Origin of the sequence: Allobaculum sp. JKK-2023, assembly GCF_034745455.1 — a bacterium.
Classification (GTDB): Bacteria; Bacillota_I; Bacilli_A; order Erysipelotrichales; family Erysipelotrichaceae; genus Allobaculum.
In genome coordinates, this window is sequence record NZ_JAYERV010000003.1 from 2570597 (window position 1) to 2582975 (window position 12379).

At 46.2% G+C, this 12379-nt stretch carries 9 protein-coding genes and 3 tRNA genes; 8 read left to right on the forward strand and 4 right to left on the reverse strand.

The features are described 5' to 3' along the window. Positions 1–10 precede the first annotated feature (10 nt). The 3 genes from U4956_RS10405 to U4956_RS10415 form a co-directional block, all read right to left on the reverse strand. Positions 11–86: transfer RNA gene (locus U4956_RS10405), tRNA-Lys, on the reverse strand. A gap of 4 nt (positions 87–90) precedes the next feature. Next, a tRNA-Thr gene (locus U4956_RS10410) sits at positions 91–166 on the reverse strand. A 4-nt stretch (positions 167–170) separates the two neighbouring features. After that, a tRNA-Val gene (locus U4956_RS10415) sits at positions 171–246 on the reverse strand. Between the two features lie 654 nt (positions 247–900). Here U4956_RS10415 and U4956_RS10420 point away from each other — a divergent pair. Together U4956_RS10420 and U4956_RS10425 are read left to right on the forward strand one after the other, a co-directional pair. Then, a complete protein-coding gene (locus U4956_RS10420) occupies positions 901–1584 on the forward strand; it encodes a response regulator transcription factor (RefSeq protein ID WP_323090608.1) in 684 nt (227 codons plus the stop codon). Further along, positions 1577–2809, forward strand: coding sequence for a sensor histidine kinase (locus U4956_RS10425; protein ID WP_323090610.1), 1233 nt, complete (start codon positions 1577–1579; stop codon positions 2807–2809). Before U4956_RS10420 ends, U4956_RS10425 begins: the two co-directional genes overlap by 8 nt. A 148-nt stretch (positions 2810–2957) precedes the next feature. On the opposite strand, the gene U4956_RS10430 is transcribed toward U4956_RS10425, so the two are convergent. Continuing rightward, entirely contained in the window at positions 2958–5450 is a 2493-nt protein-coding gene (locus U4956_RS10430) for a hypothetical protein (RefSeq protein WP_323090611.1), read from the reverse strand. 765 nt (positions 5451–6215) lie between these two features. Between U4956_RS10430 and U4956_RS10435 the strand changes: the two genes are divergently transcribed. The 6 genes from U4956_RS10435 (at position 6216) to U4956_RS10460 (ending at position 12310) form a co-directional block, all read left to right on the forward strand. Next, a complete protein-coding gene (locus U4956_RS10435; RefSeq protein WP_323090612.1) occupies positions 6216–6425 on the forward strand; it encodes a FeoA family protein in 210 nt (69 codons plus the stop codon). A gap of 35 nt (positions 6426–6460) precedes the next feature. After that, a complete protein-coding gene (locus U4956_RS10440) occupies positions 6461–6685 on the forward strand; it encodes a FeoA family protein (protein WP_323090613.1) in 225 nt (74 codons plus the stop codon). A 23-nt stretch (positions 6686–6708) separates the two neighbouring features. Next, positions 6709–8850: a ferrous iron transport protein B gene (gene feoB / locus U4956_RS10445; protein ID WP_323090614.1), complete on the forward strand. Its 2142-nt coding sequence runs from the start codon at positions 6709–6711 to the stop codon at positions 8848–8850. A gap of 800 nt (positions 8851–9650) precedes the next feature. Continuing rightward, positions 9651–10517 carry a SprT-like domain-containing protein gene (locus U4956_RS10450; protein WP_323090615.1) on the forward strand — a complete coding sequence of 289 codons (867 nt, stop codon included), beginning with the start codon at positions 9651–9653 and terminating at the stop codon, positions 10515–10517. A 78-nt stretch (positions 10518–10595) separates the two neighbouring features. After that, positions 10596–11072, forward strand: coding sequence for a hypothetical protein (locus tag U4956_RS10455; RefSeq protein ID WP_323090616.1), 477 nt, complete (start codon positions 10596–10598; stop codon positions 11070–11072). Positions 11073–11413: 341 nt separating this feature from the next. After that, positions 11414–12310 (forward strand): AraC family transcriptional regulator, encoded by an 897-nt coding sequence (locus U4956_RS10460; RefSeq protein ID WP_323090617.1) that lies wholly within the window; start codon positions 11414–11416, stop codon positions 12308–12310. The last annotated feature ends 69 nt before the right edge of the window (positions 12311–12379 follow it).

Sequence of the window (12379 nt, forward strand, 5' to 3'; positions counted from 1 at the left end):
AAAAAATAAATGGTGACTCGGCAGGGATTCGAACCCTGGACCCCTTGATTAAAAGTCAAGTGCTCTACCAACTGAGCTACCGAGTCATGATGGTGCCGACTAGAGGACTTGAACCCCCAACCTACTGATTACAAGTCAGTTGCTCTACCAGTTGAGCTAAGTCGGCAAGATGGTGGAGGCTAACGGGCTCGAACCGCTGACCCTCTGCTTGTAAGGCAGACGCTCTCCCAACTGAGCTAAGCCTCCATCGCCACAACGCTTGACTATAATAACCGATATCCGCAGAGAACGCAAGACAGAAAACGAAAAAAATCAAATTCTGGAAATAAATAAATTTCGAGTCAAAAATAGCTTTATCTAAAGGGGATAACTTGTGGGACTCCGTAAAGAAATTGTATTCATATCCAGATTAAGAGCAAAAATCAATCTGGATTCTGGAAAATTCAGCCGTCAGTTCAGATGGATTCGGACAATTTTATTTGAAAATAATATCAGGTTTGAAAAAAAAGATTTTCTGGCGGGCTTTTTCATCCGTTTTAATCGGATTTTTAAGCTGCTCTTTACAATAGCAGGGATAAAAACGCGAACAGCGACGAAAATGCTCTTGCCAGCAAGATCTGTCGATTTCCAGTTCATTGGTTTGCTCGTTGTACAGGTATAGTTGAAGTAAAGAAGCTGTAACCAGAAATGAGGCTGAATAGTAAAAATCCAGAAGAGAGCAGCCAAACAGATGGAAAATAGAAGCTGCTAGGAATGAACGATTGGCAGAAAGAAAAAACGACAGGTATTGAAATCGATCAGAATTTACTGGTAAGAATCCATAAGAAACGAAGCAACGGATCAAAGAGAAACTGCCCGTCGACTTAAATTCATATTCAAGCGATGAAAGGAGAAATTGCGATGAAAATATTGATTGTTGAAGACGAAGTGAATCTGGCCCATGCAACGGCCGCTATGCTTTCCAATCATGCCTACAATGTTGAGATTGCCACCGATGGCGAAACGGGTGGTGAAAAAGCGAGCAGCGGCATTTATGATCTGGTGATCCTGGACGTCATGCTGCCCAAAAAAGATGGGTTTGAAATTCTGGAAGATATACGGGCTCTTGCTCCGGAAACCAAAGTCATCATGTTAACGGCCCGCGGCGAACTTCCCGATAAGCTGAAAGGATTGAAAAATGGTGCCGATGACTACATGACCAAGCCTTTCCATATGGAAGAGTTGCTGGCCAGAGTTGATATTCAGCTCAAGAAAAATTCACCGATTGAAAAAGACCGGCTGGAACTGGGCAATACGTATCTCGATTTAAAAAGCGGCATGTTCGGTTCGAAAGCTACGGGGGATGCGATGCCTGTTTCCGGGAAGGAATACGCACTACTGGAGTACTTTTTTTCTCATCCTAACCAGATCCTCACCCGTGATCAGATCTATTCCAAAGTCTGGGGCTGGGATAACGAAATTGAATCCAACAACCTTGAAGCGTACCTTTCTTTTCTGCGCAAGAAGCTGCGCCTTCTGGAAAGCAATGTCGAAATTAAGTCTGTGCGCGGCCTTGGATATCGCGTAACCGCCAAAAATGATTGAGTTAAAACGCCGGATGATGGCGATGCTGTTTGGGGTCTTTTCCTTGCTGGTGGTGGTTGTACTTGGTGTTCAGAACTACCAGGAATACGAATCGGAACGCGTTTTTCTGATTGAAGCCTTGAATACGCTTGGCCAGACGGCCAAGCAGTTTTCCGCACCGGATATGGTCGGACCTTATCTGCCCAAAGAGGAGGGTAAGCAGACTCCTGATCTTGACACTCTGTCTTTGATCTACTCCAATCCGGTCTGCATTGTGACCTTTGATAACGGAACACCACTTCAGGTATATGCCTCTGATCTGGAACATGTGGATATCAACAGCGTGATTGACCAGGCAAACCGGATTTATCAGGCGGCTTATCCGGGTGAATATTCGGTTGGCAATCTTTATTTGGATGGAACCTGCTGGCAGCTGACCAAAACGAAAGCTGTCATCTTGATTGATACGATCAAAATCCAGAAGCGGCTTTTTCGCCGGATGATCGGCTCGGCTCTGCTTGCCTGTGGATTTGAGGTCATTCTCTATCTGATTTGCCGGGCTGTGGTGGCAAGGATGATTGCTCCAATTGAGACAACCTTTAAAAAGCAGAGGCAGTTTATTGCGGATGCCAGCCATGAACTGAAAACGCCAGTTGCCGTCATTCTGGCCAACGCGGAAGCAATGCAGCAGGATGACGATCCCAAGTGGCTGACGAACATTGAAGAAGAAGCTATCCGGATGAATGGCCTGATTACGTCTTTGCTGGATCTGGCTCGCTCTGAACAGGCACAGCTTCAGCTTGAACCGGTCAATTTAAGCCGGCTGCTGGAAAAACAGTGCCTGATCATGGAAGCGGCCATGTTTGAAAAGCATCTCGAACTGGTGGAACATATTGAAGAGGATGTTAAAGTCATGGGGCAGCCTTCTTCTTTGGTTCAGGTCATTGCGATTCTGATTGATAACGCCATTGAGCATTCACAAGGCAAAGTTATCGCAACCTTGCGCCGCCAGGGCAAGGAAGTCGTTATGATGATTTCCAATACCGGTGTCCCCATTCCACCTGAAGAAAGAGAGCGGATTTTTGAGCGCTTCTATCGTGCGGACACCTCCCGAAACCGCGCTGCGGGTCGTTATGGCTTAGGTCTTGCGATCGCGAAAAGCATTGTGGAAAGCCATCACGGAAAAATCCGGGTGGAATGCAGCGGTGACGTGACCTCTTTTGTGGTGACTCTGAAAGCGGCCTGAATATCGACTTTTTCAGTTCAGACAATATGGATCTATATTGAAATCTGCTCATAAAAATGAGATCTGCCCATAGAAATCTAGAAAAGCGGCCTTTGAGCGAGTAATACGCCCAAAGGCCGCTTGTTTTCGTTGAGGGGATGAGGGTTGATCAGTTGGCTGGGTTGGCCAATGGTGAATTCTGGCTGTTCTGATCTTCGAAGAAGGTCTGAACCTTTTTGAGAACGGATTGTGGTTCATCAAACAGGCTGATATAGCCATACAGGGAAGACGCTTTGGATTTAAAGGCGCTGCACTTCTGGAACAGCAGAATCAGACTCTTGTACTTGGCATTTTTGGCATCCTGGATCATGTTGAGGGCTGCGCTGTTGCCATCCAGCCCGATTAAAATTGAAGGCTGGCGCTTAAAGATCTCATAGGAAACACTCTTGTAAATGCCCAGTTCTTCGGGCTCCAGTGCAACCCGGATGGGGAGCTTGCTGGCTTTCAGGCGGGCCTCATCGGCTTTTAAAATTGTGCCGGGAACAAACGCAAAGATTTCAAAAGGTTTGGCCAGCTTCTTGTTCTGTTCAACCAGAAAAGCTTCATAGCCTTTCAGTTTGTGGCCAATGACAAAGTAGACTTCTTTTGGATTGAGGGTGATCAACAGATCATTGATCAGTTCTTTGCCATCTGGACGCATCCGGGTAACATGGCGGTCTGAATTGAAGGATCCACCCATCAGGATGATCGGTGTCTTGCCAGTTGGCAGAGGCTTGATTTCGTCCGCAAAAGCCTGTAAAGATGGGGTCCGGTCTTTGGAGGAAGGCGAAACTTCGCCTGTATGGGCTTTTTCAATCCGTTTCTGGTAAAACTCAGTGCAGTTTTGACCTTCGCTCAGTTTCTCGTAAGCTCCCATTTTGTCATGGAAGGCTTTTGTGGCTTTTTCAATGATCGAATCTTCCGTTTTGCGCATGGCTTTAAAATCATTGCGGTCGAGTTTGAGCAACCGCTCAAGCGAGAGCTGTTCATCGACAGAGTTAGAGCCATAGATGGCGCCGCCATCGGTGCCCTGAACGCAGCGGACACCAGCTTTGAGATAAGCCTTGAGTGGGTGGTGAGCGAGACTGGAGAGGTTATTGAGACGGACGTTGGAGGTGATCTGGAATTCCAGCGTGACATGGTCCTCTTTCAGTTTGGATAACAGCTTCTTGCCTTGCACGCTGGCCAGGTTGGCGGTATACAGCCCATGCCCAATCCGCACCGCCGGCATGGGCTGGCCATCGGCCAGACAGTCTTCCACTAATAAAACGGAGTTGAGAACGTTGTCCCGGATGCCATCGTTTTCACCCGCATGAATCCGGATGACAAAGGAGGGTTCGTCCCTGGCAATTTTGACAAGTTGTTCAATGACTGGTTTCAGATCCCGGATATCATTAATTTCTTCACCCAGAATATCAGAACCGGCTACGTAGGGATCCATGGCAACGGCTTTGAGCGTTTCCAGATTGTCCTGATAATCCGCACTCTGAATCTGGTCTTTGACAATGGTTAATGGGATACGGCGCAAGGCAGCCAGAAACAGCATGCGCACACCGGTTTCCTCATAGATGGCCGGCATGGCCTGATGGATTTGCTCCAGCATTCCGGCGGCTGCCTCTTTTTTGACCAGACCGGTATCCGAAATTTCTGCCAGCTGGATGCCTTTGGACTGATACATCCGCCCTACCCAGAGCAGCTTGTCCTGGAACAGACTGAAGTCGGCGTATTTCGGATTCTGGTCATCGGCAAGCATCTGCATGACCATCCGGGCAATATCGGCATCCGGAATCTGATCGACATGCGCCAGCTGGATGGACTCTGCACTGGGGATGCCTTTGGAAAAGACATAGCGGTACAGATAGACTTTTTCCAGATTGGTGAAGACGGCCTGACCATCTTTCATGATGGACAGCGAAGCCCGGATTTTTGGCAGGTTTTGTGGGGCGTTTTCCAGATTGTTTAAAATCAGATCCGCAAAGTTGATGAAGGTGTTGTCATCGATTTTACGATCGAGATACTTGCCTTCCAGCGGACTGTTGGCAAACTGCGCACTGACTTTTGCGCGATCAGCAGCGAGTCTTTCTTCCTGGGCAGCAGAAAGTTTCAGCCCAAGTTTTTTGATGTAATAGAGCGGATAACGAACCTGATGGACAATCCCGAGGGCAATCAAGGTATCTGGATGAAGATTGGCATTCATGTGGGTATGCAGGTCGGTGCGAAATTTCAAATCTTCAAGAATATAGGATTTGATGATCGTCTGCTCCAGATTCAGGCGATAGTTTTTGGTCTGAGACATGAGCGTTTTGGCAATCGCAGGAATGGCAGCCTTGCGCTCGATGGTTCCATCCGGGTAAATGTTGGCGCATTTGGTTCCGCCAAGCCGGAAAATATAGACTTTGTTATTGTCGCTGTCCAGATAGCCGGGGACTGTGCCCTGGATCTGTTTGAGTCCCTTGTCATCAAAGGTCAAAGGCAGATCACAAAGTCTGGCCAGGTTGGTAATCAGATTTCCAGTGTGGTGGTTTGGAGTGCGTAAGGTATAGGAAAGAACATCTCCATCCATCGTCAGATCAACGACGATGTCCTTTTCCTGGTCAAGATAAAAGGTTCCAAATTTTTCCATAGGGCACCTGCTTTCTATGTGTGGGGAAACTGAGAGTCAAAGAATGAGATAGACTCTTGGATTTTCAGCAGCGAAAATCCATATGGGACATGGTTTGGGGCCGAAAGATGGATCAGATCTTCGGTTCAAAGAAGAAAAATTTCTGGTAAAGAAACTGGACTTTTCGGGCAGAAAACTAAAGAGAAACAATAGAGATGAACGACTGGTGCAAGCCAGTTTTTTTGTTGGGTTGATTTTTCAGCTTTCTGGAAACCAGAGAATCTGATCCATTCTATTTTTCGCCTTTGGCAAGGTTGAATGAAAATCTGTTGCCTGACTTTGCCTGCATTTCTGACTGGATGAAAAGGTTCGAAAGGAAAGAAAGAGAATCTGGCAAAGACAGAAGCGCACAAGTGCTCATGCGTCCAACAGGAGAGAAAACCCGGTTCGCCAAACAAAACAAAGAAAAATGAAAAACAGACAGAAATCAGAAAAATCACATATGCCCGATAAAAGGAGTTTTACAAAAGAATTGTGGCCAGCAAAGGATAGAATCGATGAATTCGAAAGGGAACTGACGGGAACCTGAATGAAAATAAACAGGATAAAAGACTCTGTATGACTCTATATATAGAGAGAATACTTACAAAGTTAGGAAATACTAATATGAGGCTTGACCAATACAGTTAGTCGGAGTAAACTTTGAATCGCTTAAGTTAGAGTGAACTAATTCAGATAATGCCAGTCTGAGCGAAGGTTCAGAACTGACAGGGAGGACCTATGTCTATGCCGTTATGTTTCGCAAAGGAAAATACAAATTATACGATTTCGCGCATTACCGGAAAGGATGAGGTACGAAGTCATCTTAGAAATCTGGGGCTGGTAGAAAATGAAACCATCTCCGTGAAGCAGTCTATTGCCGGCAGTCTGATTGTCGAAGTCAAAGGAGTACGGATTGCCCTCAATAAAGATCTGGCCAGACGAATCATGATCTAGACAGACCAAAAAAGAAAAAGACAGGAGAAAACGCAATGACTTTAAATGAACTTCACCCTGGCGACAAAGCCAGAGTCATCAAAATTGCAGCCACTGGTGCCCTGAAGCGCCGGATCATGGATATGGGACTGACCAAGGGATGCCAGCTTCTGGTCCGCAAACTTGCCCCGCTTGGCGATCCAATGGAGATCAATCTGCGCGGGTATGAACTGACGCTGCGCAAACAGGAATGTGAAGCCATTCAGGTTGAGAAAATCTAAGAAAATCAAAAAAGGAGAAGATTATGATCAAGATTGCACTGGCGGGCAACCCGAACTCCGGGAAAACCACGCTGTTCAATGCGCTCACTGGATCCAGTCAGTATGTTGGAAACTGGCCGGGAGTAACCGTTGAAAAGAAAGAGGGCCGCCTCAAAGGACAGCCGGAAATTGTCATTCAGGACTTGCCGGGAATTTATTCACTTTCTCCCTATACGCCTGAAGAGGTTGTTACCCGTAACTATCTGATTCACGAAAAGCCCAATGCCATTCTCAATATCGTGGACGCATCGACTCTGGAAAGAAATTTATATCTGACCAGTCAGCTGCTGGAGCTCAATCTGCCGGTTGTGGTGGCTTTGAATATGATGGACATTGTTCGCAAGCAGAAAGACAAGATTGATGTGGAAGCATTAAGCAGACGGCTGGGCTGTCCGGTCATTGAACTTTCTGCGGCCAGTGGACAGGGAATTGACGAGGTTTCCAAAGCGGCTGTTGCAGCAGCGCTTGGAAAAAAAACACCGCATGTCAGTGAGTTTTCAAAACCAGTTGAAGATGTCCTCAGTTCGATTGAAGTGTTGCTGCCAAAATCAGAAGAAAGCCGCTGGTATGCGATTAAAGTTTTTGAAAACGATGCGAAAGTACTGGATGAGCTCAAGCTGGATCCTGCCAGTCTGAAGAAAATCAACGTCCTTCGTGAAGGACTGGAAACAGAGATGGATGACGATGCAGAGAGTATCATCACGGATGAAAGATACACCTGGATTGCTGGAATTCTTGATGGGGTCTACAAGAAAAACAGAACGCATACGCTGAGTATTTCCGATAAGATCGATAAAATCGTCACCAACCGCTGGCTGGCTCTGCCGATTTTCGTTCTGGTCATGGGACTGGTGTACTACCTGTCGATTTCAACGATCGGCACCTATTGCACGGACTGGGTCAATGATGTCTTTGTTCCGGAATGGTGTCAGGCGAACATGACAACGTTTCTGGAAAGTCTCCATGCTTCGGACAGCGTCATTTCTCTGGTCGTTGATGGCATTATCGGCGGTCTGGGCGCTCCGCTTGGATTCGTTCCACAGATGGCTGTGATCTTCTTGTGCCTGTCTTTTCTGGAAGACTGCGGCTACATGAGCCGGATCGCTTTTATCATGGACCGGATTTTCCGCCGCTTTGGTCTTTCCGGCAAGTCCTTCATTTCCTTTATGGTTTCAACTGGATGCGGAGTTCCTGGCATTATGGCTGCCCGCACGATTGAAGAAGAACGGGATCGGAAAATGACAATGATCGTCACCACTTCGATGCCCTGCGGAGCTAAACTGCCAATCATTGCATTGATTGCCGGAGCCATCATGGGTGGCGCGGATGCATGGTGGATTGCCTGGGCGACATATATCTTTGGCATCTTTGCGATCATTCTTTCTGCCCTGATTCTCAAGCACACAAAGATGTTTGCGGGCGAACCGGCTCCATTTATCATGGAACTTCCGGCTTACCACTGGCCAAGAGTTAATAACGTTCTGCGTCAGACCTGGCAGAGATGCTGGCACTTCATCAAAAAAGCCGGAACGATTCTGTTTGTGTGCTGCGTTGTGACCTGGTTCTTATTAACGTATGGCTTTACGGCTGATGGATTTGGCATGGTCGATGAAGTCGGCCAGTCTTTAATGGCTGCGATCGGCGGCTGGATTGCTCCTTTATTTGCACCACTTGGCTGGGGCAACTGGCAGGCAACTGCAGCTTCGCTGTCCGGATTTGTTGCCAAAGAACAGATTGTTTCGACAATGGGTGTTCTGGTCAATGTCCTCGATGAGACGGGTGAAGATCCAGCGTTATGGACAGCCGTGATGACGATGTTCCCATCTGCATGGGCTGCTCTGTCCTTTTTGGCCTTCAACCTGCTGGATGCGCCATGTCTGGCTGCCATTTCTACGCTGGCTAAAGAGATGAACGATCGCAAGTGGACCTGGTTTGCGATTGGCTGGCAGATGTTCTACGCCTACACGGTTGCCCTCATCATTGATCAGCTTGGCACCTGGTTTACTGGCGGCGGCTTTGGCATTGGAACAGCAGCTGCTTTGGTCATTCTTGGCTGGTATCTCTACATGATTTTCAAGCCAATGAAAAAAAGCGTTCCTTCCCGGGTTGGTATGAATGCTGCCTGAACGAAACTTGATAGAAACCGGTAAGCGCAAGAGTAGTCAAGTCTGAAGAAAACCGGTTGAAATCTGGAAAATCGGCATAGAAAACAAAAGATGCAGGCTGTTGTTTGCCTTTTTGGTACAATACCTGAACCTGACTTTAACCTCTTAAAAAGACTGCAGTTCTGAAGGATGTTCAATGATCTGCGGTCTTTTTACATGTTGCCTTAAAATTGAATAAAATCTGGAATAAAGCTTGAAAAAACATTCAAAATGAATTATAGATTTCGTAGAATCATACCCGCCATTGATACCCAAAAAGAATTCTTGAAACAGCCTGGTTCCAGCAAGGTCAACGGCACGAAAATGTCATCAGTATTGCAGACCAGAATGGAATTCCAGTTCTGGCTTTTGTCGTACATGGATGCGTGAAAAACAGCTGCTTTCCTGTTGGATCCATTTCGGGCGAAGCAAAAATCAGGACTCAAACCCTTGAATAGAAACAGCTTGAATCAGACAGGGAATTCGATGGGCGAAAAATCGGAAAGAAGAAATGGATGTATAAGTAAATCGGTCTTGTTCAGACAAAATAACAATTGATCATGTCTTTTCATGAATGAAAAGCCAAAAAGAGAAATGGAAAAATGATAAACTGGCGGGTATTCATCGCGATCTGCTTTGCATTCTTTCAGGGAGGCGATAGATTTTTCAGGGAAATAAGAATGGCGCAAGGAAAATCAGATATTTTTCAAGCCAGGTAAATGACTTGCCTGCTGTCCATTTGAGGACGGCCCGAAAATACAGGTCTGGAAAGGAGGACAACCATGGCTCGATCAACATCAAAATCCAGAAAACAACGGAAAACCAAGAATATGAAGAAGATGACAGATACGGAAATGACCAACTCAAATTCCGCTCCAGCTTTAAGTTCTGCTACGCTGACGATGACTCGCGGCGTAAGTGAAGACAGGACCGGTGAAGTCTGGCATCAGCTGAATATTCCGGAAATGGTTGAAAAGTCATATGCGGAAATCGTGGAGAAAAAATACGAAGATCATAATCGTGAAGTGGCCAGACGTCATAAACCTGATCCTTTAGGACAGGTCCTGGAACGTGCGGATGGCAGCTATGAGCAGCCCACTGAACGCTGGATGGAAATTTATCTGGACGTCTGCGAAGATCTGCAGATGCTCGGATTCCCCATTCACCTGGCCGACCATGTCAGTGTCCGCCGCACCCTGCGCACTTCACTGGGGAAATGTTATTGTGAAAAAATCTGGGATAAAGAAAGTAAACAGCTGGTCAGACATTATTATATTTACTTTAATCCCGCTCTGTTAGAAGTGGAAAACGAGGAAGTCATTCGTGACACGTTTGCTCATGAGCTGATTCATACCATTGATTCCTGTATGAATCATTCTGAGCGTTTTAAACACTACGCTGCCCTTGCCAACTATGTTTTAGGCTATCATGTCACGACGACCTTCCATAAAGAAACCTACGAAGAGCTGAGTGAACACGATCAGAAGATTTTATCCTTTCGGGCCGAAAATCCTGCCAAAGACCGTTACCAGCTTCAATGCACAGGCTGCAGCAAAATTTACAGCCGCCAGAAAATGTCGGCTGTGGTGAAACACCCGGAAGATTACCGTTGTTCGATCTGTGGATCCAAACTGGTTCGGATCAAGTAATTGTAACAAATTGAGTGGTCTTGAAAGAATCCTGACATCCAGTGTGAGTCCGTTGTCATTAATGATAGAATGTATGGTATGAAAGCATATCTGACAAAATACTGGTGGCTGATGGGGATCATCGGCTCCTTACTGTTGCTGCTGTGTTCGCGCGTGGGCTGGTATGCCCTGGTGAATTTTTTGATTGTGGGCATGGCTGTGTATGTCAATCGTCAGGCTTCCCAGCGCAAGGTCCGGATTGAAGGCAACCTTGCAACCCTGCGCAAAATGAACAAAGTGCAGAAACGAAAGTTTTTAGAGGCTGATGCGAAGGAAGTCCGCACGATTCAGTCTTCAAACCGAATGCTGATGTACTTGTGTCTGGGTGCAGCCATTCTGGATGCCTATACGTTCTTTTATAACTCCAAGGAGAATATTCGAGCGGCATTGATTCAGAATGTGATTCCAGAAACTCTGGATCCATATCTGCTGGCTTTTGGGCTGGCACTGAATCTTGTTTTCTATTTCGCCTTTGTGATGCGAATGAACGAAAACATGGTGAAAGGCGTGAAATAGATCCTGCAGATTCAATGCTGAATCTGACCGACCTGGATCTGCCTGAGCTGGACTCAATCTGAACATCCGGATACACACCATTCAAAGATCCGATTTTTTCTGTCTGCAGCAGAAAGAATCGGATCTTTTTCTATCTTCGTTTCTTTGCTTCCTTCTTTGCTTCTTTGATTCTCTCATTCTGTATTTTTTGACACAAAGAGAAAAGCCAAGGAAGAGAATGCCTGTTTTTCTTTCGATTCGAGTTGAATCAGGGAGTGTCTATTTTGGCTTTCGAACGCTATTCTTGAAAGAGAAGAAGTGGACGAACTCCCCCAATCTGTCTGCGTAAAAAGGTGATCATTATGCAAAATTTTGTTTTCTCCAATGACTTTTACAAGACCATTGATCTGATGGTTCATACCTCAGGTCACGAACGATGCAAGCCTTCTCACAGTTATGGACCGGCGGTCCGCAATTCATATATGCTCCACTATATTCATTCCGGCAAGGGAATTTATCAGACTGGCGGTAAAACGTATTCTCTTCAGGCGGGAGATTTATTTTTGATGATTCCTGGCGAGCGGATTTTTTATCAGGCAGATGAAAAAGACCCCTGGGTGTATTCGTGGATTGGGATTCAGGGGATGAAAGCGGAAGAATACATTCGCCGCTCCTGTCTGTTTAAGCAGAAAGTCTGTCGACTTCCAGAAAATTCGAAAATTCCAGCGATCTTTGAAAAGTTAAAGCCGCTGGAAATTTCAAAAAATTTCGATTTGCTTTATAACTGCTGTGCATGGGAAATGGTCTACCAGTTGGCTGAAGAGTTGCCCGTTGCCCGCCCGAAAGAAGCTTTGCATGCTTCAGACTATATCAACATTATTCTTAATTATATTGAACAGAACTATGATCGTCCCATCAGTGTTCAGGAAATCGCTGACCATATGGCTCTGGATCGCAGCTATGTTCATCGGATTTTTAAAAAAGCCATGGATATGTCCGTCAAGGAGTACATTCTTTCCGTGCGGCTGGCCAATGCCTGCTCTTATCTGCTCTACTCTGATTTGCCAATCGGAGACATCAGCCGCTCGGTCGGATACGAAGATGTCCTGTATTTTTCAAAACTGTTTCACAAAAAGAAAGGAATGTCTCCCAGTCAGTACCGAACTGAAAAACGCGTTGAATATCAGATTCACTCGGGGGCGCATCCTGACCACCTGCCAGAAGCAAAACACGCATTTTCCATGACTTTATCAAAATAGCCGGAGGACAGTACCAGAACTGCGACTGGGATTTCGAATTTCCTTCACTTAAAAGGCCCCCGGAATGGA

Coding starts and splice junctions, on each gene's coding strand:
- U4956_RS10420 (WP_323090608.1), top strand. CDS start 901: ATGAAAATATTGATTGTTGAAGACGAAGTGAATCTGGCCCATGCAACG.
- U4956_RS10425 (WP_323090610.1), top strand. CDS start 1,577: ATGATTGAGTTAAAACGCCGGATGATGGCGATGCTGTTTGGGGTCTTT.
- U4956_RS10430 (WP_323090611.1), bottom strand. CDS start 5,450: ATGGAAAAATTTGGAACCTTTTATCTTGACCAGGAAAAGGACATCGTC.
- U4956_RS10435 (WP_323090612.1), top strand. CDS start 6,216: ATGCCGTTATGTTTCGCAAAGGAAAATACAAATTATACGATTTCGCGC.
- U4956_RS10440 (WP_323090613.1), top strand. CDS start 6,461: ATGACTTTAAATGAACTTCACCCTGGCGACAAAGCCAGAGTCATCAAA.
- feoB (WP_323090614.1), top strand. CDS start 6,709: ATGATCAAGATTGCACTGGCGGGCAACCCGAACTCCGGGAAAACCACG.
- U4956_RS10450 (WP_323090615.1), top strand. CDS start 9,651: ATGGCTCGATCAACATCAAAATCCAGAAAACAACGGAAAACCAAGAAT.
- U4956_RS10455 (WP_323090616.1), top strand. CDS start 10,596: ATGAAAGCATATCTGACAAAATACTGGTGGCTGATGGGGATCATCGGC.
- U4956_RS10460 (WP_323090617.1), top strand. CDS start 11,414: ATGCAAAATTTTGTTTTCTCCAATGACTTTTACAAGACCATTGATCTG.